This is a genomic window from Ottowia thiooxydans (assembly GCF_040548795.1).
GTDB classification, from domain to species: domain Bacteria; phylum Pseudomonadota; class Gammaproteobacteria; order Burkholderiales; family Burkholderiaceae_C; genus Ottowia; species Ottowia thiooxydans_A.
This window is the reverse complement of record NZ_JBEPSH010000006.1, coordinates 86,281-101,855: the sequence shown is the minus strand read 5'-3', so window position 1 is coordinate 101,855 and position 15,575 is coordinate 86,281. Positions and strand designations below refer to the sequence as shown.

Here is a 15,575-nt window from a genome sequence, read left to right as displayed (position 1 = left end):
GCTCATGGAAAACAAATCACACGCCCTTGCAGCCGGCGTTTTCGTGCTGGTGGTGGCTGCGTTGCTGGTCGGCCTGGGCATGTGGCTGATGCGCGATGTGACCAACACAGACGTTTATGAGATGACGACCAGTGAAGCGGTCAGCGGCCTGCAGCCTCAGGCGGCAGTGCGCTTTAAAGGCGTGGCGATTGGCAAGGTAACGGACATCAGCTTTGATTCCGCAGTACGGGGCAACGTCCTGGTGCGTATTGCCATCAACCACGACACGCCTGTGACCAAGTCGACCTTCGCCACGCTGGCCTACCAGGGCGTGACCGGACTGTCCTACGTGCAACTTGATGACACCGGGGAATCCAGTGAGCCTCCCACATCCGAGAACGGAGAGCCGCCACGGATCCCGCTGAAACCGAGCCTGCTTGGGCAGCTGCAAGACAGCGCGGCCTTGCTGGTCTCCAAGTTTGATCAGACCGTGGAGCGCATCAACCAGGTGCTTGGTCCGGAAAACCAGGCCGCCCTCAATACTGCACTGAACGAAGTGGGTGCGGCTGCCAAAAGTATCAATCAGCTGGCCGCCAACACAGACAAAACGATAGAGGCCCAGTTGGGCAGGGGCAATAACAATATTCCTGCTCTGATCACGCAAGCTACCTCTTCACTCAAGACCATGCAGGATGCGGCCACCAAGACGGGCGAAGCGATGGGCAACGTCACCGCCGTCACCAAGGAGCTCAAACCCGGTCTGGACATGTTGACCGCACCTGGCGGTGTGTTGGATCGCCTGAGCGAAAGTGCCAGCACGGTGAGCGGCACAACCTTGCCGCGCATTCAAGGCCTGACCGACGATGTCAGCCGAACGATTCGCAGGCTTGACCGGGTAGCCAACTCTTTGAACGATAACCCTCAATCCCTGCTGTATGGCAACGGCGCTATTCCTCCGGGGCCGGGCGAGCCTGGATTCTCTGCGCCTGCTGGGTCTTCTCAACCTTGAGCTCACTATGAAATTAATAGCTTTTTGCTCAACCGGCATGAGAGTTGCCGCCGTTGCTGCCGGGATCGCAGTGTTGACCGGCTGCGGAAGCCTTCCTTTGCCCGACAAGCCACAGCGCCCCATGGTGTATGACTTTGGGCCCGGCTTGCCGGCGGCGTCCAGCGGCCCCGCTGGCGCCCCTTTGGCGTTGGCGCAGGTTGCGGCCCCGGCACCGCTCGAAGGCTTGGCTGTGAACTACCGGCTCCTGTACGCAGGCTCTGGTCAGCAGCCGCAGCCCTATGCCTTGGCTCGGTGGAGCATGTCCCCGGCGCAGTTGGTTTCCCAGCGCCTGCGAGAAACACTGGCGGCTCAGCGGCCTGTGGTGAACGTGGGTGAAAGTCTGGCCGCCCTCGAGTTGAGAGTGGATCTGGAAGAATTCAGCCAGGTGTTTGACTCGCCCGGAGCCAGTTTTGGTCTGGTACGCATGCGTGCAACTGTGGTCGCGCCGCTGACTCGGGGTGAACGCCTGTTGGGTCAGCGCACGTTCACGGCTCGCCAGCCGGCCGCCAGCAATGATGCGCCTGGGGGCGTAAAGGCTTTGACGGATGCAACGGATGACCTGGCGCGCCAGATCGTTGCATGGCTGGCTGAGCTGCCCGTCCCACAGGGGGCACGGCCGGTGGCTCCTGCTGCCAGGCCCTGAAGTATTCTGCCGTTGACGTTCTTATAGCCTTCGCGCGTTGAAGGAGCTCAGCTGAGAACGTCCGCACGTTCTCAGCTGCGGTGACATCAGTTTTAGAAGTCCGACAAGCTCAGACCGATATTGAACACCGTTCGTTTGAAGTTGTAGTCGAGCAGAGTGTCTCCATAACCGTGGAAGATCGAGGTGTACAGCTTCAAGCCAGAGAAGCTATTGCCCAGGCCATCGCCCAGTGATCGGGTCCATTCGAGCTTGCTGGAGCCGCGGCTGTTGAAACCGGTGTAGGTCAGTCGCAGGCTGTTCTGCGCATTGACGTTCCAGCGTAAGCTCAGATCACCGTGGCCCAGAAAGCGCGTGATGTCGGGGTTGTTGTCCTTTTCAGCGGATTCAGACAATCGCTTCCATAGGCGCAATTGCATGGCCCAGGTATTGTCTTTCTCAATCCCGGTCATGAGATAGGCCCGGTTCCAGCTGCGCGAAAGCGGGTCGCTCTGGCCGTTGGATTGATGGACCACACCCAAGCCCGTGTAACGCCAAACCCAGCCGCCCGGCAGCTTGGCGGTGGTGGGATAGATGTAGATCAGTTCAGGCTGGTGATCCGTGTTGCGAAAGGGGCGGGACAGGCCGCTGTTGAACACCTGCCAATTCGACTTTTGGGTGTAGGCCACCCAGAGCGAGTCGCGCAAGGTGCTACCTTCCGGGGTCAGCATGCCGCTGGCCAGCTTGGTCCTCACGGAGAGCGACAAACTCAATTCACGCTTGCTGTAGTCGATCGGGGTGGTCGCCGTATTGGCAGGATTGGGCGAGGTGGGTTGCGTGTTGATCCCATTGCCTGCGGACACGGTCACAGTGGTGGGGTGGAATGCGCGCAAGCCAAACGTAGGGCAACTAGAGCCTGACTCCAACTCCCAGAAGCGGGAGGTCTCGGAGAACTGACGATCGCGGCAACCCTGTTCCAGCCCAACGCCGACAATCCCTGTCGATGCGGTGGGGGAGCCAGACTCTGGTGCGTTGGGCTGGGTAGTGGCCAGTGCCCGGGTAACGTCCTGGCGCAGGGATGTGCTGGCTCCCGCAGGCGTGGGTTGCGCGTTGGGTGATTCCGCCACCGAACGCGCTCTTTCGTCCAAGGCTTGCATGAGCTTCTGCTGACTGGCCGCCCATTCATCAAAGCAGGCCAGGCGTTCACTGTCCGCCTTGCCGGCGCACTGCTGCCAGGCGAGCGTCGTTTCACTGGCCGCACCTGGAGACAGGTTCGCCTGGGCTGGTGTGGATGGGGCCGCCATGGCCGCATTCATGAAGAGCGCGGCTACGGGAGTGGTCCATGTCAGTCGAGCCAGCTTAAATGATCCAGGGCGCAGGGCGCCGGTGTATGAAGTCATGTCACTCACTCGCTTTAGGTTCGTCGGAACCGGCCGGGGTACGGCGCCGGAACATACCGTAGCCGTCCATCATCAGGACTTGGTCGCCGTGCTGGTTGAACATTTCCCACAGAGTACGCGTCAAGCCCACATCCGGGCGAGATTTCATGGGACGCGCTTCAACGATGCGTTGTTTCAGCGTCAGCGTGTCGCCAGGGTACACGGGCTTGAGCCATTTCACGGCTTCCAGTCCGGGTGAACCCAGGCTCGATGACTCGTGAAGGAAGCCGCGCACCATCAGGCCCATGGCCATCGCGCAGGTATGCCAGCCCGATGCGCTGAGCTTGCCGAACATCGATTTGGCGGCGGCCTCTTCATTGAGGTGAAAAGGTTGGGGGTCATACTTGGTGGCGAAGGCAATGACCTCGTCGTGGTCGACGGTGATGCTGCCGATATCCAGCGTTTTGCCCACGGGCAGGTCTTCCCAGAAATACTTGATTTGGCTTTGTGCTTGAGTGGACATGGTGTTCAACGGGCTCCTGAAACATCAATAAGTGACATGGTGGTGTAGCTGGCCGCATCCGAGAGCAGCCAGACGATGGTTTGTGCTACTTCCTCGGCGGTGCCGCCACGCTTCATGGGAATCTGGTGTTTGAGATCTTCCACGCGGTTGGGCTTGCCGCCGCTGGCGTGGATTTCGGTATCAATCAAGCCTGGACGCACGGCGTTGACGCGTATGCCGCCGCCAGCAGTTTCTTTGGCAAGGCCAATGGTAAAGGTGTCTATGGCTGCTTTGCTGGCTGCGTAATCGACATATTCGTTTGGAGACCCCAGGCGCGCCGCTGCGCTGGAGACATTCACGATGCTCCCGCCCGCGCCACCATACTGCGTGCTCATGCGTCGCACCGCTTCACGGGCGCAGAGCATGGAGCCAATGACATTGACCTCGAACATTCGCCTCCAGCGTTGCACCGTTTGTTCGGAGACAGGCTGGGAAACATCCACCACGCCGGCATTGTTGACCAGGCCTTTCAAGGGTCCCAACTTGGCGTCAATATGCTGGAACATGGCCATCACCTGCGCTTCATCGGCCACATCTGCGCGAACGGCGATGGCATGGCCTCCCGCGGCGCGAATGGAGCGTACCACTTCGTCTGCCGCGAGCGAGTTGGCAGCGTAGTTGACAGCGACGGTCCAACCCTCGTGTGCGGCCATCTTTGCCGTGGCAGCGCCGATTCCTCGGCTGGCGCCAGTGATCAGCAATACTTTTTCCATGTCCTTATTCCTGCAAGATCTGATGTGATTTTCTACAAGTCCATCGCACCTTCCATAGAGCCATTGGAAAGCGCTTTGAAGGACAGCTTGAAACAGGCGGTGACTGCGATCTGAAGTGACCAATACCCTGAGTGTCGCTGATCCCTGAAGTTCATCAACCAGCCTGAGCTGAAGCCGTTTGGACCAAGTCGTGTTGACTGACACGCGAGCGCAACCAGACATTCATGCAACGCTTGCCAGGGCACGCCCAACCCAGCGTGATGATGATCGCGAGGGAGGCGCTCGGCGGGTGCTCAGCGCAGCTTCAAAACATCTCTTCGCTGGCGAGGTGGCGTAAAAAGCTGCGGGCGGCGGTTGACAGCTTATGCCCCCGAGCCGTAACAATGTCCACGGTGGCTTGCTCGCATACCGGGTCTCGCAACTCCGCCGATACGATAGAGCCCGCAACCTCTTCTCGTGCGAAAGTGATGCGCGGCATAAAGCCCACGACGTCGCAGTTCTGCACCAATGACTTGATGAAATGCAGCGAGTTGGATTCGTGCTGAATCTTCAGAGGCACCTTGGCGGCCTGAGCTGCCCGCTCCACCAGGCGTCTGATGCCAAAGGTGCGGTCGGGCAATGCCATGGGCACTCCCACAAGGTCCGTCATCGCCAATGAATCGCGACCGGCCAGCGGATGCCCCGGCCGCATGATCACTCGCATGGAGTTCGACACGCGACCACGGAGAATCAAATCGTCCCGGCTCGATACGCCAAATACCAACCCGATTTCCGCTGCATCAGTCACCACCTGTTCAGTGATCTGGTGCGTCCCAAGGGTATTGACCTTGAATTGAATACCGGGGTGCTGTTTGATGAAGCTGGCTACCTTGGCCGGTAAGAAATCAAAAATCGTGCCCTCCGTCGCCGCGATGCGCACCGTCCCTTGTGCCAGTGTGCTGAGGTCCTCGATCTCGGAGCGAGCGCATTGGAGATGCCCGTTGATTGAATCGACATAACGCAGCAGCACTTCGCCTGCGGCCGTCAGTGCCATTCCATGCGGGGTGCGCTCGAAGAGCTCCGCGCTCAGCTCCTTTTCAAGGTTGACGATCTGCCGGCTTACGGCACTGGGAGCGACAAAAAGCTTGTCGCAAGCCTGCCGAATCGACCCGTTGCGCGCGACCGCTTCGAAATACTGGAGAGAGACGGGTTGGAGCATGTAGCGAAGATAAAACACGTTCAGGAGTTCGCCTGCAAGTTTCGTTCCATCTTCTACGCAGTGCATCCGAGGATTCACCTAGTCCCAATTTATCGTGTGAACTGGTGTGTGTTCTATTTTTGCGATGCACGAGTTCGCATTCAACAGGGGTTCAAGCGACGGTCTGTTTGCTAGAGTGGCCCACAGTCTTTGTAGCTGTGTTCCCCCTTTAGGAGATACGCGTATGAAATTCGGCATCTTTCGTGTGTTGCGTACCAACGCCATCGTGTGCGGTCTGGGGCTAGCAGCCTTCGGAGCAGGGCTGAGTGCGATGGCTCAGGATGTGGTCCGTTTCGGGGCACCACTGCCTCTGACCGGCGCATTGGCGCCCGAGGCACTCAAACAACGCCAGGGCTACGACCTGTGGGCTGAAGAGTCGAACAAGAAGGGTGGCATCAATGTCGGGGGCAAGAAGTACCGCGTCGAGATCGTCTACTCCGATTACCAGTCCAATACGCCTCGCGCTGTGCAGACCGCCGAACGCCAGATCACTCAGGATAAAGTCGACTTTCTCTTTGGCGCTTTCGGCTCGGGTGCAGCCAAGGCGGCCAGTACAGTGACCGAGCGCTACGGCCGCCCGAGCATCGCGGCGGCGGCTTCGTCCGAGCAGGTTTATGACCAGGGCTACAAGTACCTGTTCGGGACTTTCACACCGAACAGCACACTCACCAACCCCCTCGCGGATATCGTGAAGACCAAGTTGCCGCCTAATTCCAAGGTGGCTATTTTGGCGCGCAACGACCTGTTCCCTCTGTCTATCGCCCAGGAGATGGAGAAGTCCGCAAAGAGCCGGGGTTTCAACGTGGTCTTCTCCGAGAAGTACGCCATCAACACCATGGACCACTCGGCCGCTCTGGCGCAGGTCAAGGCGCAAAACCCGCAGTGGATCTTCATGACGGGTTATATCAACGATCTGGTACTTCTGCGCAAGCAAATGGCTGACCAACGCATCACGGCTGAGGTTGTGACGATGATTGCCGCGCCCGCGTACAAGGAGTTCATTGATGCGGCGGGTCAGGGCGCAGAAAACATCAGCAGTGCCTCATGGTGGCACCCAGCTCTTCGTTATAAGGGCACGGACATATTTGGCAGCACCGAAAACTACGTCAAGGCTTTCGAGGCCAAGTACAAATCGACACCGGACTATGCCCAGGCGTCAGCATCAGTGGCCGGTGCGCTTTTCCAGATGGCCATCGAAAAGGCCGGCACGCTTGATCCAGCCAAGGTGCGCGATGCACTCGCTGCTCTCGATGTCATGACCTTCTGGGGCCCCGTTCGATTTGGGCCTACAGGCCAGATCAACTCATTGCAGCCACCCGTGTTCCAGATCCAGAAAGGAAAACCCGTGATCGTTTTTCCCGCCGAGGCCAAGCAAGGTGAATTCCAAATGGGCGTGAAGTAATGGTTCAACAGGGTCGCTCACAAGCCTCGGTGTCCCGACCAATGGAAACTCTTGCTCAGGGAGCGGCTGCATGCTGATTGCACAGGTCTTGTTGAATGCCGTCGTGCTGGGCTGCCTGTATGCGGCCATTGCTGCGGGATTCTCGCTCGTGTGGGGAGTACTCAACGTCATCAACCTGATGCACGGCTCCTTCATTGTGCTGGGGTCGTACCTGGCCTGGTTGGCCTATAACGCCCTGGGCCTGGATCCCTGGTACGTGTTGATCGCTGCTGCGCCCATTTTCTTTGTGCTGGGCTATGGACTTCAGCGCGGTTTGCTCAACCGCGTGATCGCTGCACCGGTGCTGGTTACGCTGACCATGACCTTCGGCATAGACCTGATCCTCAGCAACAGCATGATCAAGGTCTTTACTGCAGACTTTCGCAAGCTGATTCTCGATCCCCCATTGGGCGTATGGCAATTGGGGCCACTGGTCCTGCCGGTTGACCGGGCACTGGTGATGGTGCTGGCGCTGGCATTGACCGGGCTGCTTTATCTGCTGCTGCGCCACACTCGCATCGGGCGCGCCATCATCGCGGTACGGCTGGACCGTGATGCAGCTCGCTTGATGGGCGTGAACGTCAATTCCGTCTATGCCTCTGCGTTCGGTCTGGGAGCGGCCATGGCGGGCTGTGCGGGTGTTCTGCTCGCCATGATCTTTCCAATTTCCCCGCTGACGTCCTCTTCCTATCTGGGCAAGGCTTTCGCGGTGTGTGTGCTGGGGGGCCTGGGCAGCGTCCCTGGCGCCGTGGCGGGAGGCCTGTTCCTGGGCTTGCTTGAAAGCTTCGGCGCACTGGCGCTGGGCCCTGAGCATGGGACGACCCTGTCATTCGCTGTGTTGATCGTCTTTTTGCTGGTACGGCCCCATGGTCTGTTGGGCAAGCGGGGGTTCGAATGAAGCTGAACGCGTATTTCCTGATGCTCGGCTTGATCGTCGTGGCCGCGATGCTGCCCTGGACAGACAGCGCCTATCTGATGCGGTTGGGCACTCTGGCTGCCATGTATTCGGTATTGGCAGTGTCGTGGACCATTGTGGGTGGGTTTACTGGCTATCCGTCGTTCGCTACGGCGGCCTTCTTTGGTCTTGGAGCGTACACAGGCGGCATTCTGGTGGCTCGCGGGTGGCCGCTTTCACTGGCGGTGCTTTGTGCAGCTTTACTTGCTTTTGTGCTCGCGCTCTCGTTGGGCTCCGTATTGCTGCGTTTGAAAGGTCACTATTTCGCGATTGGTAGCCTGGCTGTTGTGGAAGTGTTGCGCGAGCTCGCGAACTCTTCGACTGAGCTCACGGGTGGCGGAATGGGTTTGAATGTCCCCATGAGCTCCGGTGGCAGCATCGCCGCGACGGCTTCGCTCTTCTACTGGTTCATGTGGGCACTGCTTTTGCTGTGCTTCCTGATGGCACGCTGGATCGAGCGCTCCAAGCTGGGTTTTGGCCTCGCTTGTATTCGCCAGAATGAGGCCGCAGCTGACATGATCGGCGTGAACGCCACGCTTTACAAGAGCCTCGCGTTTGGCTTCTCGGCTATCTTTGTGGGTGCGGCTGGCGCGGTGTATGCAGCCTGGGTGAACTACATTGAACCGGCAGACGTGTTCGATGTGCTGTTGTCGGTCAAACCTATCGTCATGGCGCTGCTTGGAGGCCTGGGTTCGGTTAGCGGCGCTGTGGCTGGTGCATTGGTTTTTCTAGGGTTGGAGGAGACACTGTGGCGCAACATGCTGGAGATGCATTCAGCGGCGTTGGGAGTCCTGGTGGTCCTGCTGCTGCTTTTCCTGCCACATGGCCTGGTCTCCTTGCCGCGTCGTCTGGCGCGCCGTGCTTCGGGAGCTTCTCATGACTGAGGTGCTCGCACTTGAGTCAGTGTCCAGGCGTTTTGGTGGTCTGCAAGCACTTCAAGACGTATCGCTGCGTCTGCACAAGGGGGAAGTGCTGGGACTTATCGGTCCCAACGGCGCTGGCAAGACTACATTGATCAATGTGATCACGGGGGTGCATCGCGCCAGCGGTGGTCGGGTCATGTTTCAAGGTGAGGACATCACCTCGCGCAAGCCGTACCAGGCTGCCCGCATGGGCTTGGCTCGCACCTTCCAGATCGTGCAGCCTTTCCCAGAGCTCAACGTACTGGACAACGTAGCCTCGGCGGCCCTTTTTTCTCAGAGCGGGCTCACGGTGGCAGGAGCGCGCAAAGCGGCAGAGGGACACCTGGAATTCGTGGGACTGGGGTCCGTATCCGATCGTCCCGCGGCGAGCCTCACTCTGGCGATGCGCAAGCGTCTGGAGCTTGCCAAAGCGTTGGCGATGAAACCCAAAATTCTCTTTCTCGACGAGGTGAATGCGGGGCTCAACACAGCGGAAGTTGAGCAGGCCATGACGTTGATTCGCACCCTTGCGGAGCGAGGCCTGACCATCGTGGTGATCGAGCATTTGATGAAGGTCGTGGTAGACACCTGCTCGAGGGTCGTCGTGCTTCAGAACGGCCGATTGATTGCCGATGGCCTCCCCCATGACGTCGTGCGCGACCCTCTTGTCGTGGAGGCCTATCTCGGGCAGAAATATGCGAAGTTGGCGCAGCAGTTCGCGCAAGGAGAACAGCGATGAACACGACGACGTTGCTGGAGGTGCGCGCGGCGCAGGCTGGCTATGGTCAGGTGAATGTGCTCTGGGGCGTGGACCTTGTATTGAAGCAGGGTGAGATCACCTCATTGATTGGGTCCAATGGCGCTGGTAAATCCACCTTGATGCGTGTGCTTTCAGGCCTGGTGGCTTTGCGCTCAGGCGAGTTGCATTGGGAGGGCATCAGGCTGGAAGCAGGGGCAACGCCAGCGTCGCTGCTGGTATTGGGAATCGCCCATGTGCCGGAGGGACGGCGTCTGTTCGGTGCCATGAGCGTGGAAGACAACTTGCTTATGGGCGCCTACGCGCGCAAGGCTGATCGCACCACGATCCGGCGAGACATGGACCGGGTGTATACCGTCTTTCCCAAACTCTTCGAGCGGCGCGCTCAAGCGGGCGGTACCTTGTCAGGTGGCGAGCAGCAGATGTGCGCGATCGGTCGAGGTCTGATGAGCGCACCCCGTTTGCTGATGATCGATGAACTCTCGTTGGGGTTGTCGCCCTTGTTGGTAGACCAGTTGGTGCAGTCGCTGCAACTGCTCAATCGAGAGGGACTTTCTCTTCTAGTTGTCGAGCAAGACGTGGTCACCGCGCTTGAACTGTCGAACACCGCCTACGTGATGGACACCGGGCGAATCACCCACCACGGCCACAGTGCCGCTTTGCTGAAGGATCCCGCTATCCGGGAGGCCTATCTGGGCAGCGCCTACGCCTGAGGGTTCCGGCCCTTGCGCATCGAACTTTAGCGCTGCCCTTAGCTTGAATTTTCCTGTCTGAACTCACCGGAACTTCCGGTGGGGCGGACTTTCACGTCTCATTTCCAAGGAGTTACATCATGACCGAGGTCATCGCTTTCAATCCGGGCAACTATCGATATGTGCGCGGAGTGCGCCAGTACTCATGCGGAGTTGCCGCTGACCTGGGGTACAGACTGGAGCGCGCACGCTTCTCACGCCCATTGCCTCTCAAAGAGGGGTTCGAACGTATCGCTGCTCACCTCCAGGCAAACGGCAGACCGTTAACGGCATTCGCAGCCTGTGAGCTACGCTCGCCCGCGCCATTCACAGAAGAGGGCTTTCGTGCTTTCAATGATGTCTACATCGGTACTCTGAAAACCTGGGGAATCTATGAAGAGGGCGGAGACAACCCGGTGGCGCGCAGCAATGTCTGCCCGGAATTTCATAAACCCGCCGAGCCTTCGCTGTATGCGTTCAGCTATACCGTGGCGCATCCGGGCGCCGTGCCCTCGTTCGTGATTGCTGGCAGTGCCGAAGCCCTTGAAGGTAAAGGAGACTACCGCGACAACTGCGTGCGTCTGGGAGACATCTCCCCCGAAGGCTTATCTGAAAAGGGTCGCTGGGTACTGGGTGAGATGAGCCGTCGAATGAAAGCGCTTGGCTTCACTTGGGATGACACATCAGGGGTGCAGTTATATACGGTGCATCCGATCCAACATGTCATGTTGCAGGAAATGGCGCCACAAGGGATTGTGCGCAACGGTGTGGACTGGCATTTCAACCGTCCGCCCGTGAAGGATCTGGAGTTTGAAATGGACTGCCGTGGCGTGGTCTCGGAATACGTATTGACCGTTTGAGAATTGGATTGATTCGTCCTTTGAACTGGAGCTGATTTTTATGAAATACCTGCGTTACGGGCCGATTGGCCAGGAGCAACCCGGCCTGCTGGCACCCGATGGCAGCTTGCGCACCTTGGTTGGTGTCGTACCTGACGTCGACGGACCTGGCATGGCCTCGGGTGCACTCATGCGTGCTGCTGAAGGTTGGCGGGAGTTGCCGCTGATCTCGGGTTCTCCCCGCTTGGGTTCTCCGGTGGCTGGTGTTGGAAAATTCCTGGGAGTTGGCTTGAACTACGCGGATCACGCAGCGGAATCTGGCATGCCAGTGCCTGAGAAGCCGATTCTCTTTTTCAAGGCCACATCTTGCATAGTAGGGCCGAACGACCAAGTTCGAATGCCCCCTGACAGTCAGTCTCTGGATTGGGAGGTCGAGCTGGGCATTGTGATTGGGCGGGAGGCCTCGAATATCAGCGTGGCACAGGCGCGTGAGCACATTTTTGGCTACTTGATAGTCAATGATGTGTCAGAACGCGACTGGCAACTCAAACACTCGGCTACTCAATGGACCAAGGGCAAGAGCCATGACAGCTTCGGACCACTTGGACCATGGTTGGTAAGTCGCGATGAGTTGACGGACCCAACTACTCTGAATATGAGCTTGAGTGTCAATGGCGAAATCATGCAAAGGGGTAATACGCGAACCATGATTTTTAACGTCGACCAGATCGTTGCCGACATATCGACCTACATGCGCCTGGAGCCAGGCGACGTGATCGCCACCGGAACGCCTCCCGGCGTAGGCATGGGAATGAAGCCTCCTCGGTACCTGCGTCGTGGCGACGTCATGGAGTTGACGATCCAAGGCCTGGGAACGCAGCGCCAGCTGGTGGTCTGAGGGCGCGGGGGATTCCATCAATTGAGCGCAACTCTGGAGGGCTTTCTGTTGTACGCTCTCGCGAATAAAGGCACACTGCTCGCTCGCTCGACTCAGGGTGATTCACCGATCACCGTCCGCGCATCAACCGCATTTGATACAGGAGAAAGACATAGATGGGACAGATCATTGACTTGAAAGCCGCAGACGGCACTCTCATTCCCGCCTACGTCGCCGAGCCGTCGGGCAAGCCCAGGGGCGCCATCGTCGTGACCCAGGAGATCTTTGGCGTCAACCAGCATATTCGTGAAGTCACCGATGGCTACGCCGCTGAAGGCTACCTGGCCATAGCCCCGGCCACTTTTCAACGTGTTCAGTCAGGCGTGGAACTTGGCTACACCGAGGCTGACATGGGGGTCGGCTCCAAGCTCAAGCAAGCTGTCGAGGCGCTGCCCGCACCTGGCGTGCTGCAGGACCTTCAAGCGGCTATAGATTACGCAGCCAGCCAAAGCGGAGGCAAGGTCGGTATCGTCGGTTATTGCTGGGGTGGGCTGCTGAGCTGGCGTGCCGCCTGCACCTTGACGGGTTTGTCCGCGGCTGTGCCCTATTACGGTGGTGGTATGACCACCCCTGGAGAAGTGGCTCGTCAGCCCAAGGTCCCTGTGCTGGCGCACTTCGGTGAGCGCGACCACTGGATTTCGGTGGAAAGCGTGGAAGCCTTCAAGAAGGCGCACCCAGAGGTGGAGGTGCATCTGTACGCTGCTGACCATGGTTTCAATTGCGATCACCGTGGATCCTATGACGCCGCTGCCGCCAAGCTGGCGCGTGAACGCACGCTCGCATTCTTTGCTCAGAATCTGGCCTAGGGCCAATGCTGTTGACTTAAGCACACAAATACCCGTTCGGGCTGAGCTTGTCGAAGCCGGGTGCGACGCTTCGACAGGCTCAGCGCGAACGGACTGGGTTTAACTGAACAGCGTTGGGCCTAGGGCGTGTCATCAATTAAACCCCCCACGCGTTGCCAAGCCAGGGGGTGCCAGGCTAGGCGTGGCGAGCGCCGTGTACTACTGTACACAAGCGAGCCACAACAACGCATGGCGCCCCCTGGCTTGGCAACCCTTCGGGCTGGCTCGCCCTGCGGCGTCTACTTTGTCGGCAGCCTTGGCCGTAGATCACTACGGCCTGCGCCTGCCTTCGCGTATCCATCCTCAGGGCGAATCAGCGCGTGGGGGGTTTAATTGATGACACGCCCCAGGGCCGGTTAACACGCCCTGGTGTTTCAGAATGGGCAGGCGCAGAGGCCTGACCCTATAGCGGTACAGAGCCCTCGCTGCCCTGCGTCCTGGTTTCCTTGCGCAGGCTGGTGATCAATTCGTCGAGGGCAGCAGTCGCCCCATCGACGTCACGCGCCCGCAGGCATTCCACGATTTTCCTTCTCAGTGGAAACACGTCGGGCCGTGGTGGTGTGGGCAGCACATGTGTCATGCGCTCCCTCAGGACGGATGTCATGGTTTGGGCCATGAGCGTCAGCGCCTCGTTGTGGCCGGCCCGTGCAATGGAAGAAAAGAAGCGGGCGGTAGCGTCAATCCGTCTGGGGAGCGAATCAATGTGCTGGTGCTGCTCGATCTCATGGACCGCGGCTTCGATGGCATCCACCTCTTCCTCGCTGGCGCGCTCGCAACCCAGCCTCAGAAGCGTACCGTAGAGCGCGCGATAGGCCTCGTCAATGTCGGCGGTATTGAGCTTGCCATCCAGCACCAGCTTGCGAAGGGATTCCGCAAGCATCATGTAGGCGCCTTTGTAGAACACCAATGCATGATCGGCAGAGTCGGCGCCCATGTATTTGACTTCACCAATGAAGATCGTATGGTCTCCCGCTTCGTGGCGTGCGTGTACCTGGCATTCGAAGCTGGCCAGGCAGCCGTCAATCAGCGGTGTGCCCAGTGGCCCGGGGCGCCAGTTCACCCCTTCAAACTTGTCGGCAATCTTGCTGGACGCAAAGCGCCCGGACAGCTGATCCTGGCTCTGAGACAGAATATTGATGGCAAAAGCGTCTGCCGTCATGAAGCGCGGCAGCAAGCTGCTGGCATTGCGCAGGCTGAACAGCACCAGCGGCGGCTCCAGGGAAACTGAACTGAACGAATTGCAGGTCAGACCCAGGGGGGTGCCATCGTTGCCACTGGTCGTGATGATGGCCACTCCGGTCGGAAAGCACCCCAGCAGCTGGCGGAACCGGTGCGGGTCTATGGATTCCGTGAGTGAGGCTGGTTGGGTCACGGTGTGGGCGTCCCTTGGCGCTTGAAGAGTTGAACGATATTGCCCTCCGGATCGCGCAGCGAAAGCACCGCACCGTGCGATCCCATGTCGCGTGTGCCCAGAACTTCTCCCCCTCCGGCTGTGATGCGCTCCGATGCGTCGGCAAAATCCTCCACCTCGAACACCATGACCACACCTGCGCTGGCCGGTGCGGCCTCTTCACGGCTGGCCAGGGCGACACTGGTGTTGCCCACGCCATACTGGATCCATCGGTCCTTGTCGCGAAACTTGATTGTCAGTCCCAGAGCAGACTCGTAAAAGTGGTGCAGCTCAGCCGGCCGCTCGGCCACGACAAAGACGTTTTGAAGGCGTTTGGGTGATTGCATGGTGTGCCTTAGGATGAGGGGGTCGCAGGGGCTGCGGCCCCTGCCTTCTCTGCCTCGTTGTAAAGATTGACCAGGCCCGCTTTCAGGAAGCCTCCATCGACCACAATGTCCTGACCGTTCACATAGATGGAAGCGTCGCTGGCCAAAAAGGCCACCGCACCTGCCACGTCAGAAGGCAGTCCCAGGCGCCGTGCCGGAATTCGCGCAGTCCGGACCGCTGCCGCATCACCGCTGTAATGAACTTCAGACAAGGGCGTGCGGATCATGCCGGGGCTCACTGAATTGGCGCGAATGCCGCGGGGTCCCCACTCGACGGCCATCTGGTTCGTGAGCGCCTTCAGGGCAGCCTTGGTAGGACCATAGGCTCCTACGCGGGTGGCGACTTGCGCCGCAATGGACGCCACATTGATGATGCTGCCCGCTTGTTGTTGGAACATCATGGGGACCACGGCCTGAGCGCAAAGCAGCGCGCCGCGCAGGTTGACCTGAAAGACCCGGTCCCAGATCGCAATAGGCAAATTTTCCAAGCCAACAGCTTCGGAGCTGATGCCGGCGTTGTTCACCAGCACGTCACAGCGGCCATACCGTTGGCGTACCTGCTCACCCATCGCAGAGACGGAATCGGGATTGCCAATGTCGCAGTGGAAAGACAGGCTGCCTTCGTCCTCCAATGGGGTGGCCGGGTAGCTTATGTCCAACTGCACAAGCTGCGCGCCCATGGCGCGCAGTTGCTGGCACATGGCAAGGCCCAGGCCGCCGGATGCGCCGGTGACTAAGGCGACTTTTCCGTTCAGGGCGTTGCTGTCAAATGAGGGGGAGATGATCATGGCGCGCCTTTGGGAGTGACTCAGTGCACGAAATGAGGGTAGCCATTGGCTGGGTGTGTGCGCCTGT

Annotated in this window: 18 protein-coding genes; 11 read left to right on the top strand and 7 right to left on the bottom strand. The window is 59.2% G+C overall.

From position 1 onward, the window contains the following. Positions 1–4: 4 nt before the first annotated feature. Together ABIE13_RS15295 and ABIE13_RS15290 are read left to right on the top strand one after the other, a co-directional pair. On the top strand, positions 5–988 hold the full coding sequence (locus tag ABIE13_RS15295) for an MlaD family protein (protein ID WP_354444920.1): 984 nt from the start codon (positions 5–7) through the stop codon (positions 986–988). 7 nt (positions 989–995) lie between these two features. After that, a complete protein-coding gene (locus ABIE13_RS15290; protein ID WP_354444919.1) occupies positions 996–1,670 on the top strand; it encodes an ABC-type transport auxiliary lipoprotein family protein in 675 nt (224 codons plus the stop codon). Positions 1,671–1,762: 92 nt separating this feature from the next. Here ABIE13_RS15290 and ABIE13_RS15285 read toward each other — a convergent pair whose 3' ends face one another. The 4 genes from ABIE13_RS15285 to ABIE13_RS15270 all read right to left on the bottom strand — a co-directional run bounded on the left by ABIE13_RS15285 (position 1,763) and on the right by ABIE13_RS15270 (position 5,564). Beyond that, the gene (locus ABIE13_RS15285; protein WP_354444917.1) at positions 1,763–3,046 is read right to left on the bottom strand and encodes a phospholipase A; all 1,284 of its coding nucleotides are present in this window, start codon (positions 3,044–3,046) and stop codon (positions 1,763–1,765) included. 1 nt (position 3,047) lies between these two features. After that, positions 3,048–3,548 (bottom strand): MaoC family dehydratase, encoded by a 501-nt coding sequence (locus ABIE13_RS15280; RefSeq protein ID WP_354444915.1) that lies wholly within the window; start codon positions 3,546–3,548, stop codon positions 3,048–3,050. 5 nt (positions 3,549–3,553) lie between these two features. After that, on the bottom strand, positions 3,554–4,300 hold the full coding sequence (locus ABIE13_RS15275; protein WP_354444913.1) for an SDR family oxidoreductase: 747 nt from the start codon (positions 4,298–4,300) through the stop codon (positions 3,554–3,556). Between the two features lie 304 nt (positions 4,301–4,604). Next, positions 4,605–5,564 (bottom strand): LysR family transcriptional regulator, encoded by a 960-nt coding sequence (locus ABIE13_RS15270; protein WP_354444911.1) that lies wholly within the window; start codon positions 5,562–5,564, stop codon positions 4,605–4,607. Between the two features lie 157 nt (positions 5,565–5,721). Here ABIE13_RS15270 and ABIE13_RS15265 point away from each other — a divergent pair, with 157 nt between their 5' ends. From ABIE13_RS15265 to ABIE13_RS15225, 9 genes are all read left to right on the top strand, one after another. Next, a complete protein-coding gene (locus ABIE13_RS15265; protein ID WP_354444909.1) occupies positions 5,722–6,939 on the top strand; it encodes an amino acid ABC transporter substrate-binding protein in 1,218 nt (405 codons plus the stop codon). Positions 6,940–7,009: 70 nt separating this feature from the next. Further along, entirely contained in the window at positions 7,010–7,876 is an 867-nt protein-coding gene (locus tag ABIE13_RS15260) for a branched-chain amino acid ABC transporter permease (RefSeq protein WP_354444907.1), read from the top strand. After that, entirely contained in the window at positions 7,873–8,817 is a 945-nt protein-coding gene (locus ABIE13_RS15255) for a branched-chain amino acid ABC transporter permease (protein ID WP_354444905.1), read from the top strand. Before ABIE13_RS15260 ends, ABIE13_RS15255 begins: the two co-directional genes overlap by 4 nt. Then, positions 8,810–9,574: an ABC transporter ATP-binding protein gene (locus tag ABIE13_RS15250; protein WP_354444903.1), complete on the top strand. Its 765-nt coding sequence runs from the start codon at positions 8,810–8,812 to the stop codon at positions 9,572–9,574. Before ABIE13_RS15255 ends, ABIE13_RS15250 begins: the two co-directional genes overlap by 8 nt. Then, complete coding sequence (locus tag ABIE13_RS15245; protein WP_354444901.1) at positions 9,571–10,305, top strand: ABC transporter ATP-binding protein; 735 nt, start codon at positions 9,571–9,573, stop codon at positions 10,303–10,305. The genes ABIE13_RS15250 and ABIE13_RS15245 overlap by 4 nt, the downstream gene beginning before the upstream one ends. Positions 10,306–10,424: 119 nt before the next feature. Continuing rightward, positions 10,425–11,183 carry a 2-amino-5-chloromuconate deaminase CnbZ gene (cnbZ, locus tag ABIE13_RS15240; protein WP_354444899.1) on the top strand — a complete coding sequence of 253 codons (759 nt, stop codon included), beginning with the start codon at positions 10,425–10,427 and terminating at the stop codon, positions 11,181–11,183. Positions 11,184–11,223: 40 nt separating this feature from the next. Then, complete coding sequence (locus ABIE13_RS15235) at positions 11,224–12,060, top strand: fumarylacetoacetate hydrolase family protein (protein WP_354444897.1); 837 nt, start codon at positions 11,224–11,226, stop codon at positions 12,058–12,060. 155 nt (positions 12,061–12,215) lie between these two features. Then, positions 12,216–12,905, top strand: a complete 690-nt coding sequence (locus ABIE13_RS15230; RefSeq protein WP_354444895.1) for a dienelactone hydrolase family protein — start codon at positions 12,216–12,218, stop codon at positions 12,903–12,905. A gap of 193 nt (positions 12,906–13,098) precedes the next feature. Next, the gene (locus tag ABIE13_RS15225; RefSeq protein ID WP_354444893.1) at positions 13,099–13,281 is read left to right on the top strand and encodes a hypothetical protein; all 183 of its coding nucleotides are present in this window, start codon (positions 13,099–13,101) and stop codon (positions 13,279–13,281) included. 66 nt (positions 13,282–13,347) lie between these two features. Here ABIE13_RS15225 and ABIE13_RS15220 read toward each other — a convergent pair whose 3' ends face one another. The 3 genes from ABIE13_RS15220 to ABIE13_RS15210 are packed head-to-tail and all read right to left on the bottom strand — an operon-like array spanning position 13,348 to position 15,508. After that, entirely contained in the window at positions 13,348–14,316 is a 969-nt protein-coding gene (locus ABIE13_RS15220) for a flavin reductase (protein ID WP_354444891.1), read from the bottom strand. Beyond that, complete coding sequence (locus tag ABIE13_RS15215) at positions 14,313–14,681, bottom strand: VOC family protein (protein ID WP_354444889.1); 369 nt, start codon at positions 14,679–14,681, stop codon at positions 14,313–14,315. The genes ABIE13_RS15220 and ABIE13_RS15215 overlap by 4 nt, the downstream gene beginning before the upstream one ends. Before the next feature lie 8 nt (positions 14,682–14,689). Then, the gene (locus ABIE13_RS15210; RefSeq protein WP_354444887.1) at positions 14,690–15,508 is read right to left on the bottom strand and encodes an SDR family NAD(P)-dependent oxidoreductase; all 819 of its coding nucleotides are present in this window, start codon (positions 15,506–15,508) and stop codon (positions 14,690–14,692) included. Positions 15,509–15,575 lie beyond the last annotated feature (67 nt).